Here is a 19908-nt window from a genome sequence, read left to right as displayed (position 1 = left end):
TTTAATAGGTCGTTAATTTGAACAATCTTTGGAAGCCGTAGATTCCGCGTTGCCAGAAAGTGAAATCGTTTTGGTATTCATCGGTTTCCAGCGTGTAAAGAGCGTCTTCGTTATTCCATAAGCGATCAAAATACGCCTCCATGTCCTGGGTCATTTCACTGTCGTTTGGAGCCACAATCCGGATATTGCTTTCCAGGTTGTAGTCATTGAATGCCCGCTCTGTATAATTGGTCGAGCCTCCTGAGACAATGGTTTCCTTGTCGGTTTGGATCATGATCGATTTAGTATGGAACTGCCCGACCACAGCGTTGTACCAGCGGACTTGCAGATGCTCATCTGATTCCGCCAACATCTCATGGACCACCGGCCGGTTCGGCAAACCGGTCTTTTCGGTTCCAAAGGCATTTTCATTGGCATCAAGAATCAAACGGACATCCACTCCGCGATTGGCAGCTTCTGATAAGGCGTCCACCACACTGCTTTCTGCAATGTAAAACATCGCCAAACGGATGGCATCCCCTTTTGCCGTCTTTTCAATATCGGAAAGCAGGGCATCGAGCACTTTGCGTTCGGTCAGGTATTGCACCTGGTAGTCCCCTTGTTGTTCAGCTACTTCTACTCTAGGCAAATCGGGCCCTCCCGATAAACGGGATACGGCTTCTTCAGCCTCCAGGATGTCATTCACTACTGGGCCGCTGACTTTGAAGGCCATATTGCCGTGCAAACCGCTGGCATTGTGAGGATTCGCTGAACTGATCAACGCTTCTTTTTCCGTAATCACCGCTTTTCGGTGATTGGCTTTAATGTTCATCATTTTCAAGTAGGAAGATACCGTTAAATCAGGTGCATCACTCGACATGCCATTCGGAACCCAGCCTCGGCCTCCTGCATCAAACCATTGAAAAATCACGCGGTAGAATCCGGAGTAAAGCGGCGTGGAGTCTCGCAGCTTGTCCAGATCCGTAGTGATGACTTCGACTCCCTCATCTTCCAACGTACCCAAAAACTGATTTTCATAGGAACCATAGCCATAATTCAATGGATCGGTAATGAAATAAATCGGCATATCGGGATTTTCAGCTTTTTTATCCAATAAATGATCTGTTAAGGTTTCCGCTACTGCGGGAAAATCCATGTCCTGGTCATTGTAATTGTCAAAGAGAAAGAGATCGATGACGATGAATTCTTCTGCCTGATCGATCATGTCGTTTATTTCATTGAAGATCCGCAGTTCGCTTTCTGTTTTTGTACCTTCTTTATCTTGTGCATAGGATAAATCATAGATCATTTCCACCTCTTCGGCCGCATGGAGGTCGCCTGCGACTGAAATTCCCTCAGGCAATGGCTTGAAAGTATGCCAAACAATGACCGTAATATACAGGAATGCCAAAATGCCGACGCTGCCCATGGCAATTCGCCGCCTTTTGCTCCAATCCTGAAACTTTCTCTTTTTCATGAATCTTCCTCCTCGTGTTTCTATTATACCTGCTCCAGAGAAAAATTCTTTTAATATTTTCCATAAAAAAACAACCGAAAATTCGGTTGTTTCAGGTAAATTAAATTGCCACTACGTATTCACGTGTCCGATCGTCTTCCATCAGCATGTCCTTCAGGCGTTGCTTGCCTCGGAACAAACGGGATTTCACTGTGCCGATTGACACTTTCATCGCATCGGCAATTTCAATCAGTGAGTATTGGTGGACATAGAAATAAAGAATGGTCGTGCGGTAGATCGCATCCAGCTCGGAAATCTTATGGCGGATCATCACAGAGACATCCTGTTTTTCCAATAATTCAGAGACACCTGTTGAATCTGAAGGAATCAAGTCAAGCAAGGAAACATCCAAGCCTTCAGGCTGCTGGATCAGATGCTTGCTTCGCCGTACATTTTTGCGGTAACGATCACGGAACGTATTCATACAGATTGTCGTCAACCACGCCTTTACATGATCCACTTCAGCAATCGAAGATTCGTAGCGTACAACTTTTAACCAAACTTCCTGCATCAAATCTTCCGCTTCGGCTTTATTGCGTGTCAGCTTCAAGCATAAATGATAAATATAGCGATTGTATTCTGTGTATAACGTTTCCATGATCGTGCCCCCGTCCGTTCTGCTTGTCCAGCGAAGTGATTTTCGCTTTCTCTTATAACCTTATAATGACGGAAGTCCATCTTTCACTCTATCGCTTCTGCTTTCATTTTCCTTACAAAGGTGTAATAAAGGGAACTTTTTCAAAATCCAGTTGTTAAAAAGGAAAAACCCCTGTCCAAGGACAGGAGTTTTCTATGCTAGCGCTTCTTCTTTATCTTTTTTTGTGATGGTTAAACGCACAATACGGTTACGGTCCATTTCATTGATTTCTACGTGAAGATTTTCATACACAAACTCTTCGCCTTCATCCGGGACATGCCCCAGCTGTTGCATAACGAAACCGGCAATGGTGTCATGGTCATTCGGCACTTCCACTTTGAACATGTCGTTGACATCTTCAATTTCCAAGCGGCCGTGGCAAGACAATGTCGTGTCGGTCATTTCAAAGACCAGTTCGTCGTCTTCTTCATCTGTTTCATCTTCAATATCCTGGCCGATCATTTCTTCAATAATGTCTTCATGGGTGACAATACCAAGGGTGCCGCCGTATTCATCCAAAATGACAGCCATGTGCTTTTTCTTCGCCATCATCATTTTAAAGACTTTTTCAACGCTGACCGATTGAACCACGAACAATGGATTATCGTCCATCAGCTCTTCTAGCGTTAAATTCGGATTCATCGACCATTCGATCAGTTTCTTCGAATAGAACAAGCCTACAACATTGTCCATGCTGTCTTCATAGACTGGATAACGGGTATACGAAGAATCCAGGATCAGGTCGCGAACCTCTTCATAAGTGGAATCGATGGCAATCCCTACCGTATCGGTTCTGTGGGTGGACATGACATCCGAAACGTCTTTATGCGGGAAATCCAAAACGCCTTTAATGCGTTCGGATTCATCCTCTTCGAACGTCCCTTCAGTTGAAGCGATGTCGACCATCGTCCGCAACTCTTCTTTGGTCATGGTCGCTTCTTTAACTGTTCCTTTGGAGATGATGCGAATGAAGATATTGGTGAACTGTGCAAGCAGCCATGTTAACGGCGTCAAAAGAACGACCAAAAAGCTGATGACCGGGAATACAATATAAGCCACTTTGTCAGCAAAAGTCGCCGCGATGGTTTTCGGCAGCACTTCACCGAAAATAATCAAGATCACCGTTAAAATAGCTGTTGCAAGGCCAACTTCCCATCCTCTTGTAATGGCAATCGTCGTCACCAATGTAGGCAGCATAATATTCGCTATGTTATTACCGATTAAAATTGTTGTAATCATTCGGTCCGGCTTCGCAATTAACTTCTGCAGTTTCTGAGACTTGACGTCACCCTGCTCGGCGCGAAGATGGACCTTCATCCTATTTACTGCCGTTAATGCCGTTTCGCTTCCCGATAAGAAGAACGACATGAATAGAAAGATACCTAAAGCTATAAACAATTTCATTTCCTCCAGTGTCAAAAACACAAAATTTTACGAACTCTTTCCGTATTAAACACTATACCATAGCTAATTTCCACTTGTCGAAAACCAAAACCTGGTATGTTATAATTTTTTCATAGTTAAATCCAATGAAGCGAGGGATCCTGATGAACGCTCAAGCAGTTGATCAATACTTCAAAGATAACCGTGAAACACATCTGGAAGAATTAAAAACGTTCTTGCGCATCCCTTCCGTCAGCTCTTTATCCGAACACAAAGCCGATATGCGCAAAGGCGCCGAATGGCTGATTTCCGCAATGGAAAGCGCTGGACTGGAAAATGCAAAAATCGATGAGACCGACGGACATCCTGTGGTGTATGCCGACTGGCTACACGCAGCTGGCAAACCGACCGTACTGGTATATGGCCATTATGATGTACAACCGGTCGATCCGCTTCACCTGTGGGAATCCGCACCTTTTGAACCGCAAGTCCGCGACAACAAACTTTATGCGCGCGGCGCAAGCGATGACAAAGGCCAAGTATTCATGCACTTGAAAGCTGTGGAAGCATTGCTGCAATTGAACGGCGAGTTGCCGGTCAACGTCAAATTCATCATTGAAGGCGAAGAGGAAATCGGCAGTCCAAGCCTTCCGAAATACGTAGAAGAAAACCAGGAATTATTGAAATCCGATATTATCGTCATTTCGGATACCGGCATGCAAGGGCCGGGACGCCCGGCTGTATGCTATGGCTTGCGCGGTCTTGCCGGCATCCAAATTGATGTCAAAGGGCCAAAAGGCGATCTCCATTCCGGACTATACGGCGGCGCGGTACAGAATCCGCTTCATGCCATCGTGGAGATCCTTCAATCGTTCCGCGACCAGGAAGGGTTGATTCAAGTAGAAGGGTTTTACGACGACGTACTCGAAGTTTCCGACAAAGAACGGGAAGAGTTTGCGGCGCTTGAGTTTGACCTGGAACACGAGAAACAGGAAATCGGCATTTCAGAGGATTTTGGCGAGAAAGGCTATTCCTTCGTCGAGCGTACATGGATTCGTCCGACTCTTGAAGTCAACGGCATTACGGGCGGTTTCTCAGGCGAAGGCATCAAAACCGTGCTGCCTGCAGAAGCCAGCACAAAAATCACTTGCCGTCTGGTGCCAAACCAGGACCCTGACGATATCGTTGCGAAATTGAAAGCACATGTTGAATCCCATAAGCCTAAAGGGGTAACCGTCGAGATTTCTGAGTTCGACAAAGGCAAACCATTCCTGACGCCTTATGACCATCCTGCCATTCAGGCAGCCGGCCGTTCTTATGAAAAAGTATATGGCGTACCGACCGCTTTCACACGCATGGGCGGATCCATTCCAATCGTTGCCGCTTTCGATGAAATTCTTGGCTTGCCTGTGGTTTTGATGGGCTTCGGTCTTGCATCTGAAAATTTCCATGCACCCAATGAACATTTCCATCTTGAAAACTTCGATAAAGGGCTTCGCGTCATCAGCGATTACCTACACCAAGTTGCAGAGTTGGACTGATTTTCCCATAAAGGCCTTCCCAGCGTATCGGGAAGGCCTTTCTATTCTGTTTTTATTTTGAAATTGGAGGTCCCGCTTATGATCGTATACTGGCTACTTTCCTATATTATCGGCAATTTCCTGACGGCGTGGTGGATCGGCAAATGGAAAGGCGTTGACTTGCGCCAGCAGCGCAGCGGCAATCTCGGCGCCAGAAATGCTGGCGCTATCCTCGGCAAAACCGCCTTTGTCCTGACTTTTCTTGGCGATGCCGGTAAAGGTGCCCTCGTTGTCTGGATCGGCTTGTTCTACCATTTTTCCATCTGGGAAATTGCTGTGGCTGGCTTCGCCGTTGTCCTGGGCCACTTATTCCCTTTCTGGCTCAAGTACCGAGGGGGGAAAGGAATCGCCGCTTTCATCGGGGTCACATTTTGTCTAACACCGGATTTATTTTTGGCGATGTTCATATTGTTCCTGGCATTTTTTCCTTGGCTTAAAAGTGCGACTTTATCGATGCTTGCCAGCTTTGCCGGGTTTATCGCAATGGCCGTAATCCTCAATGTCTGGTTAGTCATTTGGCCATTGATTGGAGCCATAATTATTATTGTAATTAAACATAAAACCGATATCGAGGAATCGTTCAATGGGCGTTTCCGCTCCTCTTCTCTATAGGAACTTCTGCTTTTACAGCTATTGCTACCGCAGAAATATTATCCGTGTTATAGTTTTTTGTATTCGAACTATTCTAACAGAAAAGGGAGTTTTTTTATGAAGAAACCGATTGCATGGGTAATGGATACAACCGGGTTTGTCACCGAAGAATTTAAAGCTCATCCTGATGTCTATATTGTGCCGTTGAATATTCATTTTGGCACAGAGGAATTTATTGATGATGGGGTGGATTTGACGAACGATGAACTTTACCGGCGCATAAAAGAATCAACCGAATTCCCTAAGACCTCACAGCCTGCTGCAGGAAAATTTGCAGAGCTCTATGACAAATTGAAAGAAGAATATGAATGCGCCATCGCCGTGCATGCATCGGCCAAGCTCAGCGGAACCATCGCATCTTCCACTGCCGGTGCCGAGATGAGTGAATTCAAGGTCTACGCCATTGACTCTTTGGCGCTGTCTTACGGTTTATCTGGGTTGATTGAACGCGGGCTCAAGCTCCAGGAACAAGGAGTTGAGGCAGAAGAAATCGCCCAACACCTGGAAAAAGAAACCGCTAATTTCCGCAATTACATTCTGATCGGCAATTTGACACAGCTTTACAAAGGCGGCCGCATGAGCGGCGCCCAGTACTATATCGGCAGCCTGCTGCAGATCAAACCGATTGTCCAGCTCACTTCCGATGGCGAACTTCAGCCGATCGATAAAGTTCGTTCACATAAAAAAGCGATTCAGTATTTGATCAACCATGCCAAAAAAGATTACGATGAGCACGGTGTGCGGCGTTTCCAGATTATGCACGGCCATGTTGTGAAAGAAGCCGAAAACCTGAAACAGGTCTTGCTTCAGGAAATGCCGGAAGCTGACATTTTAATCGGCGATTTAAGTTCCTCTCTTGCTGTCCATGCCGGGGAAGGAACATTGGCATTTCAATGGCGACGGGAAGTTTCGTAAAACTTCTCCGTGACTAATGACACATAGCCCATAAGAATTTTCAGACTTTTTGTCTAAACTGACCGTTCTTGGACGGCTATTCCATCTCTATTCTGCTACAATAAGAGGAGAAGATTGATGGTGAGGTGGATTTAATGCAACATGTTGAACGAGAGCTTACTGAATACGTAAAACTTTGTGATGCAAGAGGCCAATTAAATCCAAAAGCCATTGGTTATGCCAAGCAGCCTTTGGTGGAAAGCAATTTAAGCGGAAATTTCATGCGTAAGAAAAAATGGAATTATTGGTGTGTATTCGGGGATGAAATCCTGTTTTCAGCCACTATTTCCCATTTGGATTATGCGACTGTCTGCTTTGTGTATTTCCTTAATTATGAAACCCAGCGCTTTTATGAAAAAACAGTCGTGCTTCCTTTTACACGTCACGTGAAGTTGTCTGAAAATGCTTTGGATCCCTGTTATTTCCGGAGCGATACCATGACGATCGAATCCATATACAGCCAGGATGCGACCCATTTAACAGTCAGCGTCAAGGACTTTGATGGAGAAGACTTGGAAGCGATCCTAGTCATTTCTCATCCTAAAGATTACGAATCCTTGAATGTTGTTGTCCCATGGAATCGCCAAACTTTCCAGTTCACTGGGAAGCATACGTCACTGCCAGTCAATGGCATGGTGAAAATCGGCAGCCAACGGTTTGAGTTTGAAAAACTCGACAGTTTTGCGGTATTGGATTATGGCCGCGGGGTTTGGCCACGGGAATCTCTTTGGAATTGGGGCATGGCTTCCCAGCGCTCACTCGGGAAAGTGATTGGCTTGAATTTAGGCGGAAAATGGACCGATGGGACTGGAATGACGGAAAACGCTTTTTTCGTCAATGGCAAAATGACGAAGATTCATGAAGACATTTTGTTTCATTACGACAAAGAAGATTACAAGAAACCCTGGCTGATCCACACCAAATTTTCTGATGATGTCCAACTGACGTTCTCTCCATTTTTTGAACGCGTCTCCAAAACCGATGTACGCCTCGTCAAATCGGAAGTCCATCAACTAATCGGCTATTATAATGGTTATGTCCGTTATCCCGATGGCAAAAAACTGAAAATCACCCGGCTTCTCGGTTCCATCGAGGAGCATTACGCTAAATGGTAAAAAGAAAAGACGAATTGGAGAAACATCCAATTCGTCTTTTCTCTTTTGCTTTCTTTAGTGGCACTATTTTTTTCTGCACCCTAGCCTTTGAAAGCCCGGCTCCTGTTACTTCCGACTCTATTGTCCGAAATGCTCCAGCATCTTTTCGGGATGATCCGTAAAAATGCCGTGGACGCCGATTTTCTGCAGTTCTTCCGCGTAGCTCAGGTCATTGACCGTATAAACATAGACGATGGCGCCTTTTCGCAAAGCGTCTGTTGTCATTCTTCTGAAAGCGGATGGCAAGGAAATATGGATGCGTTTTGTTCCGATAACGCGGGCATAGTCGTAAACGTCAACCAGCACTTCAAAAGTCAGGATGGCGCTTTCCACCTGTTTGTCCTGCACAATCGACTGGATATCTTCGTGGTTGAAAGAAGAAATCAGCACACGATCCGTGAACCCGCGTTTTGCAGCGAGGTCGACAACTTTATCCGCTAAGCCATCATAAGGAAAGACATCGGTCTTTAATTCGATATTCAGCCTGTGGTTGGTCTCTTCAAAAATATCAAAAATTTCATCTAGTGTCGGTATTTTTTCGCCGCTCCATTCTTCGGAGTACCAGGAACCGCAATCCAGTTCACGAAGTTCTTTTAAGGTCTTATCTTTTACATAGCCTTTGCCGTTGGTGGTGCGGTTAACTTTTTCATCATGGATGACGACGATTTCTCCATCTCTGGTTAAATGAACATCAATTTCGACTCCTGTAATCGGCAATTCAGCTGCTGCACGAAAGGCCACTAATGTATTTTCCGGATAGGCTCCTGAGCAGCCTCTATGCGCGTAAATCTTCACAAAACCCCTCCTAAATATCTGTTCGTATCTCCCATAATTCCGGGAAAAAGTATTGATCCAGAACCTTTTTCAAGTAATTGACTCCCGACGAACCGCCCGTTCCTTGTTTGAAACCGATGATCCGCTCCACTGTTTTCATATGGCGGAAGCGCCATTGCTGAAGCCAATCTTCAATGTCTACTAGTTTTTCAGCCAGCTGGTACAGTTCCCAATGCGTGTCCACGTCACGGTAAACCGTTTTCCAGGCATTGCGTACACTTTCATTTGATTCGTAGACCATGCTGACATCCCGCTCCAATATCTCTTTATCGATAGCAAACCCGCTTCTTGCCAGTTTCTGAATCGCTGCATCGTAAAGCCCTGGAGCATTAAAAGCTTTTTCAAGTTCGGCATGAAGCGGTGCATCTTTTTCGTAGATTTTCAGCACATGCTTGGTTTTATAACCGAGCGCAAATTCGATCATACGATACTGGTAAGATTGGAATCCGCTGGCATTGCCGAGATCGTCGCGGAACTCCATGTATTCAGCAGGTGTCAATGTCGACAACACATCCCACCCTTGGATAATCTGGGACTGGATCCGTGATACTCTGGCCAATTGCTTGAACGCCGGCTGAAGATCATCTTTATGGATATTGTCGATGGCCGCTTGCAGTTCATGCAAAATCAGCTTCATCCATAGTTCCGATACCTGATGGATGATGATAAACAAGGTTTCATCATGATGGCCACTGACGCCTCCTTGTGCCGTCAAGAGCTTATCTAGATGAAGATAGTCACCGTACGTCATGCTTTCCTTAAAATCCGTGCGAATATTGTTCTCGGTGGCTGCAGCGATATTCTGTCCATTTTCATAGTTGTTCATCAAAGTTGCTCCGTTCATTCTCGGCTTGGGCTCTGCTGGTCTGTTTTACCGCTTCTTCTGCAAATGATTAAACCTTTAAAAATTCGGGAAAGTGCATACTATATCAATTCCCCGAAAGGATGTTAGCAAATGACTAGTAACAAAAAAAATCTATTGGCTCCGATACTCTTTTCTTCAATGCTGATCTTGGGCGCCTGTGGAGATGACGAACAAGTGACGGAACCCGTGAATAACGAAAACCAAGAACAGCCTGCTGATGCTGGCGGAACCGAAAACGCTTCTCCTGAAGGCGGCCTGGACCAAAATAGCATCGGCGGTAAAACATTCGGCTTTACTGAACTCGATGTCAATGTCGATTTTCCCGACATGGACGACATGATTGAACTCAATTATGAAGAAGACCGTGACAAAGTGGAAGCTGAATACAAAAACAAAATGACGGAAACGGATTTGTCAGGAAATGACGCCATGGATGAAATCGAACCTGGCCTCAGCCAATTGGAACTGACAACGAACACCCCCGATGATGAAGCGATCTCACAGGTCGTTGAAGCCTTTGGCATCGAAGACGGCTTTACCGAAATCGAAATTGAAGTCAGGTACCCGGACGGCACCGAAAAAGAATATAGACAAACCGGCAATTGATTTAAAAGTAGTTGTTGCCGACAGGGAAACCATTCGCATAAGCGGATGGTTTTTCATTTTTCTAAGCTAGTTCCCGTTTCCAATATGAAATTGTCTGGAGTCTGTGAAAACCTGATTTCTCATAGACATGCAGCGCATCATTCTCTGTTTCGACATCCAAAAGGACTTTTTCCAGGTTGCGCTTGAAAGCCAGTTCCCGGCACCATTTCAAAAACAGCTTGCCATAGCCTTTCCCCTGCTGATCAGGATGGACAGCAAATGCCGTAACCCATAATGCATCCTCCTCTGTCAAAAGCGTTGCCGTTGCAAGGGGCTTCCGGTCTTTCTTGAGCAGCCAAATTTCTCTTTCCGGATCCTCCATATTATGCTCCAGTATCGGCAGAATGCTGTCGTCGAATGCCTTAGCCAGCAACTCAGTCAACTCCTCCGCTTCTCCTGCATAAGGAACAACCTGAACCTCTTGCGGCAGTCCACTGCTTGGCAGCGGATCTGCAGCTAGCAGGATTTCCCTGAAATCCGGACGGAAGCCGAGGCTTTCCATAAATGCCGCGATGTCGGTCTCGTCAACAAAAGCCGCAAGCTCACTTTCCGCCTGTCGCTGCGCCAAAGCATGAACTACACCGTCTGCCAGCGCTGTTCCCAGCGAAAGCCGGCGGTAATCCGGATGGACGAAAAGCGACCACTCATAATGGTGAAGGCCCACCATATCCGCTGCCGCAGCAAAGCCGATCAATTCCTCCTTATCGGTATAGGCAATCACTGCGAAACCTCTGGAACCATCCGCTCTCCATAGCGATGGATGGAGAACTGTCCGATGCTCCGCTGGCAGATGTTCGAGCAATTGTGCCATGTCGCTGCCAGTTTGTTCATCTATCGGAAATGAAACGATCGATAGTGATAAATCCATTTTGCAACCTCCTGTAAAACGATATCCTGCTAAAGCAGTTTGCGGGAATAGCTCCCGGTTTTTCAATATTTCTCTGTATTTTCATCCTATCACATCAACTGGACAAGTTGAGCTTGAAAAGAAAGAAAAACACAGACCTTTCCAAACATAAAGGCCTGCTCCGAATTTGCCGGAACAGGCCTTCTTTTTATCCGGCATAACCGGCAGCACCAAATGTTTCAACTGATATTCAGCGGGAAAGGATCCTCACCTTCTTATAATTTCGCATCGGCCAGCATATTGGCGTAAATGCCATTTCCGTTCAATAATTGCTGCTGCGTTCCCGATTCCACCAATCTTCCCATTTCCATAACCAAGACCAAATCGGCTTTTCGCACCGTATTCAAGCGGTGGGCGATGACAAAACTGGTTCGCCCTGCCATCAAGTGCTCCAACGCTTCCTGGATTTTCAGTTCGGTAACCGTATCGATGCTGCTCGTCGCTTCATCCAGCAACAGGATAACCGGATCGGCAATCAACGCACGGGCAATCGACAGCAATTGCTTCTGGCCTTGGCTGATCATTGAGCCGTCTCCTGTCAGGATCGTGTCATAACCATCTGGCAGCTTCTCGATAAAGTCGTGGGCGTTGGCACCTTTTGCTGCTTCTATCACTTCTTCGTCTGTGGCATCCAATTTCCCATAACGGATATTGTCGCTGACGCTCGCTTCGAACAGGAACGGATCCTGCAGCACAAAAGCGATTTGTTTGCGCAAGGTTTCACGCGGCATCTCTGCAATCGGAGTGCCGTCAAGACGGATTTCGCCTTCATTGGCGTCATAGAAACGCGCCAAGAGCTGCATGATCGTTGTCTTTCCTGCCCCAGTTGCGCCGACAAGCGCTGCGGTTTGGCCGATGCCGACGGTAAAGCTGACATCACGAATGGTCCAATCTTCTTCTGCCCCTTCATACTTAAACGATACCTGGTCGAAAACTACTTCGCCTTCCAGCTGTTTTTCCACGTTGAGGACCTGGTCGTCTTTTTCTTCTGTTTCATCCATAATCGAGAAAACCCGTTCAGCTCCAGCTATTGCAGACAAGACAGTGTTGAACTGATTGGCTAAATCGTTTAATGGACGGGTAAATTGACGGGAGTACTCTGTGAAAATGACAATGACACCGATCGACACGGATCCATTGAGCGCCAGGATGCCGCCGACACCTGCCACGATGGCAAAACTGCCGTTGTTCAGGAAGTTCATGACTTTGGGAATAAAGCCGGCATAGGTCCATGCCCAAAATCCGGCACGCCGGAGCCGTTCGCTTTTTTCACGGAATTCTTCCATGACACGCGGTTCCTGTGAAAACGCCTTAATGATTTTTTGTCCGGAGATTGTTTCTTCAATCATGCCGTTCAATTCCCCAATTGCTTTCTGCTGTTCTTTATAGAGCCTGCCGGTGCGCTTGGTGATCCATTGAATCGAAATGTACATAAGCGGAATGATGATCAAGGTCAACAACGTCAACAACGGGCTCAGGGTCAGCATGACGATCGCCGTACCGGTCAAAGTCAAAATACTCGAAAACACCTGGATAAAAGACGTATTCAAGGTCGAAGAAACGTTTTCAATATCATTGGTCATACGGCTCATTAACTCCCCATGCTGCCGTTTATCAAAAAACGATACCGGCAAACGCTGAAGATGTGAAAAGAGACGCGTCCGCATACGGAAAATCACTTGCTGTGCGATTCCCACCATCCAGAAATTCTGCAGATACAGCGAAACGGAATGCCCGATATAGACGAAAATCAACCACACGACAACGATGCCCATGCCATTGAAGCTCTGGGGAACGATGTATTCATCAATGATGAAGCCGATTAAATAAGGTCCCAGCAAGGCAAGAGCCGAGCTGACAAACACCAACGACAACACCACAATCAGCAGAAAGCGCTGCTCGTCGACCAGTCTCCAGATCTGCAGCAAGGTTGATTTCCAGTTTTCTGCACGTTCGTTCTTCTTCTCATCCTTTTTCTTCAAGTCTTCTCTCGAAAAAAGCGGTTCATGGCCGAATGGGCGGCGAATGGCATTAAACATATTCATCAACCTCCTCTTCCTGTTGGGACATGGCAATCTGGCGATACAGCTCAGAACTTTCCAAGAGCTCGGCATGGGTGCCGTAACCGGAAATTTGGCCATCTTCCAGCAACAGAATCCGGTCCGCCCTCATAGCGGTCCTGATTTTCTGCGTAACCACCAGCATTGTCGCTTGTTCCTGTTCCAACTCTTCCCATAATGCTGCTTCGGTTTTAACATCCAGTGCACTTGTGCTGTCATCCAAAATCAAAATGGAAGGTTTGCGCACCAAAGCGCGGGCGATCGACAGACGCTGTTTTTGGCCGCCGGATAAATTGACGCCTTTTTGACCCACGCGGGTGTAATAGCCTTTCGGGAAACGTTCGACCGTTTCGTGGATCTGCGCTTTAATCGCCGCGTCAGCCAGTTCGTCCTGCACCACTTCGTCTTTCCCCCAAGATAAGTTATTGGAAATGGTCCCTGTAAAAAGAAGCGATTGTTGGGGCACAATGCCGATCGTTTTTCGCAGAGCACGCAACTGCCATTTCGTTACATCCCTGCCATGGATTGAGACCGTTCCTTCGGTGGCGTCATAGAAACGCGGAATCAGCTGCAGCAAAGAAGATTTTCCGGAGCCGGTCGCTCCCATGATTGCCAGTTTTTCATCGGCTTTCAAATGGAACGAAATATTGCGCAGCACCGGTCTTGAAGTTTCCGGATACATGAACGAAACATTCTCGAAACGGATTTCACCGCGGTGCACTTCTTTGGATTCGCCGCTCTCATCTTTTTCACGGACATCCTCTGCCAGCAGCACTTCCTCAATGCGCTCTGAGGATGCTTTCGCACGGGCAAAAATCATGATGATGAAAGAGAACATGGTGAAAGCACCCGTCATCCGCATCGCGTAATTGACAATGGCGACCAATTCACCGATTTGGGCACCGCCACTGCGGATTTCAAAGGCGCCAAACCATAAAACAGCCAATAAGGACAAGTTCATGCCGAACAATAAAATCGGCAAAATGATTTCCATGATGCGAAATGCTTTTACTGTATCAATCTTCAATGAGCCTGCCACTTCCGAAAAACGGTTGGTTTCATATTTTCCGCGCAGATAGGCTTTGATCAGACGCACAGCCTGCAGATTTTCCTGAACAATCCGGTTGACCCGGTCCAGACGCTTTTGGACAAAACCGAAATAGCTGACTCCTTTTTTGACCATGGCATATAGGAATATTAATAAGAATGGAAAAACAATCACCAAATAAAAGGCCAGTTTCGGATTAACGACAAATGCCATAATCATGCTTCCTATGACAAGCAAAGGGGCGCGCAGCATAATCCGAAGCCCCATATAGAGAACTTGCTGCACCAACGTGACATCACTGGTCAATCGTGTAATCAAACCCGAAGCCGGGAATTTGTTGAACATGGCCAGTGAAAATGATTGGATCCGCCCATAAAGAGCCTGCCGAAGATCGAATGAAAAGCTTTGGGAGGCATGCGCTGCAAAATACGAATTGACGATGCCCGATACAAAGGCGATGACCGACAAGCCCATCAGCACTAAGCCCAATTGAATGATAACGTCCTGATCTCCCGCCACGATCCCTTGGTCGATAATGCTGGCAATGACAAGCGGCTGAAGCAACTCCACAGTCAATTCCAGAAGCATTAAAATCAATGCAATAACAATGTAAAATTTATATGGTTTGGCGTATGAAAAAACTGTTTTCATGGGAGTTCCTCCTAAACGTTTCGAAACTCGAACCTTTATATTGACTAGTATGCCATAATTTTCAGATATCGAATAGGAATTTCTATTTTAAAGCAAAACATCAAGCAGCCCGATTCTTCATTCCTTTTGATCGCTATAGCGGAATAAGCCAGAAAAGCGATGCCTTTTTAAGGGGCATCGCTTTTTCAGGTGATAGGTATCATTCCTTACCATTTTGCTTTTATTGATCATATTGATCCGCGCCAAAGAACCGAATCCTTATGCTAATTCACCTGTGCAGTTTTCTTCTTTGGATTGCCGGCAAGCGACAACCAGGTGACAAACACCAGCATGGCGAATGCCCCAAACAATTGAATCGGCGACAGCACCTGCCCGAACCAGAACACGGAGATGACCATTGCCGTCAACGGTTCCATGGATGAAAGAATGCTGGTTTCGACGGCCGTAATGTAGCGCATGCTGCTTAGAAACAAGATAAAGGCAGCTGTGCCGACGACAATAATGGCACATATGGATCCAATTACCGGCCATTGGGCCAAGATCGGCCATTCATCTGAAAGGAAGATAGGATTTATCAGCCCTAAAAAAATTCCGCCAAAAAGCATCGACCAGCCGACAACGAGCAGGACGCCCCATTCCTGCATAAGCTGTGCAGGGTAAAGCGTATAAAATGTGAAAGCCAGTCCGACGAGAATTCCCCAGAAAAATGCTTCTCCGCTAATAATCAGTTGGTCAGGCCTGCCATTGGTCAGCAACAGGAACAATCCCGCTAATGTTCCTGCCATTCCGATAATTTGGTAGACCGGCGGCATTTTTTTATGGGTTAGAGAAACAAAAGCAATAATATAGACAGGCGCCAAAAATTGCATCAAAGTGGCGACTACTGCATTGCTTGCTTCGATGGCAGCGACAAAACTATACTGGACACCCAACATTCCCAATACGGAAAATATCAGCAAAGGCCGGATCCACATTTTATTGCGGAAAATGGCCGTAATTCGCACGCCTTTCAGCTTCAAGAAAAGAAGCAGGAAAAGGCCCGCCACCGTCAATCGTATAGTTAAAAGAAATGGAACGGAAATCCCGTAAACTTCCATGGTCCATTCCATCAAAGGACCCGAGGCTCCCCACAGCATCGCTCCGATTAATATCATGGCTATTCCTTTTAGACGTTCCATATCAACTCTCCTTTCCTTCCAATAGAAAAACCAATCCCGAAAGATTGGCCATTCATTAGTTAAAATGACAGATTCATCATTAAGCCCACGTAGAAACAAATGATAAAGCCGAGACTGAACAGCAAGGACAGCCAGGCATTCAGCTGTCGGAAAAAACTTAACAGCATCATAGCCAAGAGCAGCAAGCCAAGCCCCATCAGCAGTGAGCCGTTCAATGTCCAATCCAATCCGGCTGCCAGCGGGATATATAATGGTCCCGCCAATCCCTCCAAAAACCAAGCTCCGCCTTCAATCCGCAGTGTGTCATTAACGTCATGAGGAGGAGCTTGTTTGCTCATAAATGCAGTAAAAACAAAAACAAGCAGCAACAGGGTACTTTCAAGTTTTAGCCAAGACTGCCGGAAAACTTTTTGCTTATTGAGAAAGCCATTGATCAAAGCCGCCAACAGCACCGGAATAATGCTTAGGTGCTTCAGCAACAGCAATTGGCCATAAGGCAATGCCCAGGAATTCGCATAATCGGCCGGCGCTACAAAAAAGAACATAATAATAATGCCGCTGCCTATGACGGCTGCCACACAGAAAAACGCAAAAGGCGTAAACCAGGACAGAAAGCGCCGCCAATTTGAGCCATCTTTTGCGAACCAGCCTACATGGAGCAGAACCCCCGCCCACATTGCCATGAAAAGAACATGGATGGAATGAAGAGCGAAGCCGGCCCACAAATCAAGCGTGGAAATGTGGCTGTAAAAGCCCACGGTCAAAATAAGTAAAAATAAGTACAGCGCCTGAATATACCGGCTGCCCCCCAAATAGATGGAGATTCCCAAAATGATGCTGAGCAGCACCGTGATCAGCCAGCCTTGCCCTACCCGGAACCCGGTAATGGCATTCTGATAAGCCTCGCCCCATCCTTGGCTGCTCTGCAGGAATAAAGCCAATTCATAGACCGGCATAAAGGACAGCACAATAACACCAGCCGTACTGAGCAGCAGCAGAATTTTGGAAGTGGATAGCGATGGCTTTCGGTCATCCGGGATAAACTGGAGTACAATCGAGCCTGCGAGATACGAAAAAGCGACATACAGCAAGACATCGGCAATTGCGGAGAAAGACATCATTTTTTCTTCTTGAGCAACTTAAAGATTCCGTAGACGACCAAAACAGCAGCCGCCACAAGCAGAATCGTTACCAGTAAATTGCCGCCTTCTTCAGGCTGTTGTTCTGCCACTTCTTCTGAAGGTGCCGCAGATTCCTCTGCCGGCTCTTCGGCTGTTTCAGCGGCAACCGGAGCTTCCTCTTCTTCAACAGTTACCCCAAAAGCGATTTCCCCTTCTATCGGGTGTCCATCTTCTCCAATGATATTCCAAAGAATACGATAAGATCCATTTTCCAAGGTTTCACTGAAAATGCCGTTCATTGTATCACCTTCAATAGCAATACTGTCGAATTCAAAAGAACCGTTTTCTCCTTCAATTGTCATCGTACTGCCCTCTTCAATTCTTGTTCCAAAAACCAGTTCCGCCTCTTTTAAGGCTTCCGTCAAATTTTCACCTTCAGCAGGTGTCGATGACAATAGAGTCGTATGTGCCAGAGTTGAAAAAGGAATTATAAAAATCAGGAATAATAATACAAAAATTTTCTTTAACATACTCTTACCTCAATTTTCTTATGATTTATGCCTATTCTCTCACGATTATCGGCTAAAGGATAGTGAAAAAACCATGAACTTGTCATAGAGATTATTTTGAAAAGGATGACGATAGACCTTTTCTTCTCTATAATAAGAATAGACTACGGTTAAGGAGCGTCAAAGAATGAGCGAATTGCAAGGAAAATTAGCCGATACCCTCGTTTTCAACCATATTCCATTCCCCATCATCATCATAGATAAAAATGGGTTCATTGCATGGTGCAATCAGCATGCTGAACGTGTTTTCCAAATAGAATCCGAAGCTGTCAAAGGACAGCTCTCTCCTTATATGAATCCCGAAAAAGCAGCGTTGAACAAGCAGTCCTGGGACAAGTTACTAAAGACTAAGGAACCGGTCAGATTTGAAGATGTGGAAATCGAAATGGGCGACGGAGTAAAAGCATATACAACAGTTGTAGCCAAATCCTATACAGCCGACGACGAGCAGTATGTCATGACCATCTACGAACTGGACGAAACCGATGAAGACGGTTCTCCCGCTAAAGAATTAAACCATTTGCGGAACGGTCTGGACGACTCTTTCATGCTGCTTTATTTCGATCAGGAATTTTTGATTACCTATGCGAACCCACTGTTTTTGAAGTTGAGCAAGTGGACACCAAAACGTATTTTGGGCAAGCCTGTTTGGCATATGTTTGGAGACAGTGAAGAAGACGTTCAGTTTGTCGATTCGATTTTGTCCTCTCTCAGACAAGGAAATGTCTGGAACGGTGAAGCGAAAAAAGTAAAAAAAGGTGGAGAAATCTACTGGGTGGACTTAACGGCCATCCCGATGCAGCTTTCCGGTGATGATACTTATTACATTTTCCTGGAAAAAGACATAACCGCCAACAAGAAAGCCCAGCAGCATCTCGAAGAAATTGCTTTTATTGATCCGGTCACCGGCCTTGAGAATCGCCATCGCCTTGAACAGGTCGTGAATGAACACATAGAGGAAGAACGTCATTTCTCCTTTGTTTTCCTGGATATTGACCGTTTTTACACATTGCGCGACGTCTCGGATACGGATACAGAAAACGAGCTGCTCATCGAGTTCACTAAGCGCCTGCGGATGTATTTTTCCGATTCGATCATCACGCGTGCTGGCCTGCACGAATTTGCACTGGTTACACCGTTGAGCAACTGGTTTATCGAAGGCTTCCTTCATTACCTGAAGCAGCACCCGATTTACCTTCAAGGTACAGCAGTGCCAATGACCATCAGCGGTGCCATCACGAAATATCCTGAAGATCAGCAGAATTTCATGCATTTGATCAAAGCTTCCTATGCGACCATCAAAAAAGTGAAAGACCGTGGAGGCAGTGCCATTGCCGCACTGACATCTGATGACCACGAGCGGCTGAACCGTAAAGCATTTATCGAAAAACGGCTCATCTATGCTTTGGACCGCAAGAACTTACAGCTCCTCTACCAGCCGCAGGTCAATTTGAACAACGGCAAAGTGGAGCGCGTAGAAGCATTGGTGCGTTGGACTGATTCGGAAATCGGTGTCATTACACCGGACGAACTGATTCCGATTGCTGAAGAAAATGGCTTGATCAATGAAATCGGCAGCTTTGTCGTCGAAACTGCCTGCCGTCAATTAAAAGAATGGCAAAACAAGGACATCGACTTGCAAATCAGCATCAACTCTTCTATCCGTGAGTTCAGAGACAAAGACATGGCGAAGATGGTACTTGAACAATTAAAAATCAATGACTGCAAAGCAAGTTCGTTGATGATCGAGATCACAGAGAAATTTGCACTTGAAGCAGAAGCGGAACGTTCGATTATGTCTCAAATGAAGACTCTTCAACAAGAAGGCATCAGTTTTGCGTTAGATGACTTCGGAACAGGTTACGCCTCATTCCGCTATATGCTTATGCTGCCAATTTCTTCATTAAAAATAGATCAAACGATTATTCAATCCATCACTAAACAGGAAAAAATACAAAAACTGATCAACGGCATGATTCAGTTCGGCAAATCACTCGACTTCCAAGTAACCGCTGAAGGCGTTGAAACCAATGAACAGTTTGAACTGTTGCGCGCCATGGGCTGCGACAGCCTTCAAGGCTACATCATCGGCCACCCGATGACAGCAGCAGATTTGGAGAAATGGTTGAACTAGCTAGAAAAGCGGAAGCGCCTGTGTAGCTCTGCCGGGCATAAG

Annotated in this window: 17 protein-coding genes; 6 read left to right on the top strand and 11 right to left on the bottom strand. The window is 46.0% G+C overall.

The window, feature by feature from the left end:
- Nucleotide 1 precedes the first annotated feature (1 nt).
- The 3 genes from IRE19_RS01070 to IRE19_RS01060 all read right to left on the bottom strand — a co-directional run bounded on the left by IRE19_RS01070 (nucleotide 2) and on the right by IRE19_RS01060 (nucleotide 3530).
- Nucleotides 2–1456 (bottom strand): phospholipase D family protein, encoded by a 1455-nt coding sequence (locus IRE19_RS01070; RefSeq protein ID WP_203339011.1) that lies wholly within the window; start codon nucleotides 1454–1456, stop codon nucleotides 2–4.
- A 100-nt stretch (nucleotides 1457–1556) separates the two neighbouring features.
- Nucleotides 1557–2093, bottom strand: a complete 537-nt coding sequence (locus IRE19_RS01065) for an RNA polymerase sigma factor (protein WP_191713478.1) — start codon at nucleotides 2091–2093, stop codon at nucleotides 1557–1559.
- A gap of 192 nt (nucleotides 2094–2285) precedes the next feature.
- Nucleotides 2286–3530 carry a CNNM domain-containing protein gene (locus tag IRE19_RS01060; RefSeq protein ID WP_191714457.1) on the bottom strand — a complete coding sequence of 415 codons (1245 nt, stop codon included), beginning with the start codon at nucleotides 3528–3530 and terminating at the stop codon, nucleotides 2286–2288.
- Nucleotides 3531–3679: 149 nt separating this feature from the next.
- On the opposite strand from IRE19_RS01060, the gene IRE19_RS01055 reads away from it, so the two are divergent.
- The 4 genes from IRE19_RS01055 to IRE19_RS01040 all read left to right on the top strand — a co-directional run bounded on the left by IRE19_RS01055 (nucleotide 3680) and on the right by IRE19_RS01040 (nucleotide 7815).
- Complete coding sequence (locus IRE19_RS01055) at nucleotides 3680–5056, top strand: dipeptidase (protein WP_432419926.1); 1377 nt, start codon at nucleotides 3680–3682, stop codon at nucleotides 5054–5056.
- Between the two features lie 78 nt (nucleotides 5057–5134).
- Complete coding sequence (locus IRE19_RS01050) at nucleotides 5135–5707, top strand: glycerol-3-phosphate acyltransferase (RefSeq protein ID WP_203339010.1); 573 nt, start codon at nucleotides 5135–5137, stop codon at nucleotides 5705–5707.
- Nucleotides 5708–5803: 96 nt separating this feature from the next.
- Entirely contained in the window at nucleotides 5804–6661 is an 858-nt protein-coding gene (locus IRE19_RS01045) for a DegV family protein (RefSeq protein ID WP_203339009.1), read from the top strand.
- Nucleotides 6662–6795: 134 nt separating this feature from the next.
- Nucleotides 6796–7815, top strand: coding sequence for a DUF2804 domain-containing protein (locus IRE19_RS01040; RefSeq protein ID WP_203339008.1), 1020 nt, complete (start codon nucleotides 6796–6798; stop codon nucleotides 7813–7815).
- Between the two features lie 117 nt (nucleotides 7816–7932).
- Here IRE19_RS01040 and IRE19_RS01035 read toward each other — a convergent pair whose 3' ends face one another.
- Entirely contained in the window at nucleotides 7933–8649 is a 717-nt protein-coding gene (locus IRE19_RS01035) for a glycerophosphodiester phosphodiesterase family protein (protein ID WP_203339007.1), read from the bottom strand.
- A 10-nt stretch (nucleotides 8650–8659) separates the two neighbouring features.
- Nucleotides 8660–9514, bottom strand: coding sequence for a tryptophan 2,3-dioxygenase (kynA, locus tag IRE19_RS01030; RefSeq protein WP_203339006.1), 855 nt, complete (start codon nucleotides 9512–9514; stop codon nucleotides 8660–8662).
- Nucleotides 9515–9643: 129 nt separating this feature from the next.
- On the opposite strand from kynA, the gene IRE19_RS01025 reads away from it, so the two are divergent.
- Nucleotides 9644–10159, top strand: a complete 516-nt coding sequence (locus tag IRE19_RS01025) for a YusW family protein (RefSeq protein ID WP_203339005.1) — start codon at nucleotides 9644–9646, stop codon at nucleotides 10157–10159.
- Nucleotides 10160–10220: 61 nt separating this feature from the next.
- On the opposite strand, the gene IRE19_RS01020 is transcribed toward IRE19_RS01025, so the two are convergent.
- The 6 genes from IRE19_RS01020 to IRE19_RS00995 form a co-directional block, all read right to left on the bottom strand.
- Complete coding sequence (locus tag IRE19_RS01020; protein WP_203339004.1) at nucleotides 10221–11066, bottom strand: GNAT family N-acetyltransferase; 846 nt, start codon at nucleotides 11064–11066, stop codon at nucleotides 10221–10223.
- A gap of 254 nt (nucleotides 11067–11320) precedes the next feature.
- Nucleotides 11321–13144 (bottom strand): ABC transporter ATP-binding protein, encoded by a 1824-nt coding sequence (locus IRE19_RS01015; protein ID WP_203339003.1) that lies wholly within the window; start codon nucleotides 13142–13144, stop codon nucleotides 11321–11323.
- Complete coding sequence (locus tag IRE19_RS01010) at nucleotides 13137–14864, bottom strand: ABC transporter ATP-binding protein (RefSeq protein ID WP_203339002.1); 1728 nt, start codon at nucleotides 14862–14864, stop codon at nucleotides 13137–13139. The genes IRE19_RS01015 and IRE19_RS01010 overlap by 8 nt, the downstream gene beginning before the upstream one ends.
- Nucleotides 14865–15127: 263 nt before the next feature.
- Nucleotides 15128–16042 carry a DMT family transporter gene (locus IRE19_RS01005; RefSeq protein ID WP_203339001.1) on the bottom strand — a complete coding sequence of 305 codons (915 nt, stop codon included), beginning with the start codon at nucleotides 16040–16042 and terminating at the stop codon, nucleotides 15128–15130.
- Between the two features lie 59 nt (nucleotides 16043–16101).
- Nucleotides 16102–17160 (bottom strand): copper resistance D family protein, encoded by a 1059-nt coding sequence (locus IRE19_RS01000; protein ID WP_238943027.1) that lies wholly within the window; start codon nucleotides 17158–17160, stop codon nucleotides 16102–16104.
- A complete protein-coding gene (locus IRE19_RS00995; RefSeq protein ID WP_203338999.1) occupies nucleotides 17160–17693 on the bottom strand; it encodes a copper resistance CopC family protein in 534 nt (177 codons plus the stop codon). Before IRE19_RS00995 ends, IRE19_RS01000 begins: the two co-directional genes overlap by 1 nt.
- Nucleotides 17694–17859: 166 nt before the next feature.
- On the opposite strand from IRE19_RS00995, the gene IRE19_RS00990 reads away from it, so the two are divergent.
- Complete coding sequence (locus tag IRE19_RS00990; protein ID WP_203338998.1) at nucleotides 17860–19866, top strand: bifunctional diguanylate cyclase/phosphodiesterase; 2007 nt, start codon at nucleotides 17860–17862, stop codon at nucleotides 19864–19866.
- Nucleotides 19867–19908: the final 42 nt, after the last annotated feature.

It is taken from the genome of Planococcus beijingensis (assembly GCF_016820615.1).
GTDB classification, from domain to species: domain Bacteria; phylum Bacillota; class Bacilli; order Bacillales_A; family Planococcaceae; genus Planococcus; species Planococcus notacanthi.
Note: the sequence above shows the minus strand (reverse complement) of the source record. Positions and strands in the feature narration are given on the sequence as shown.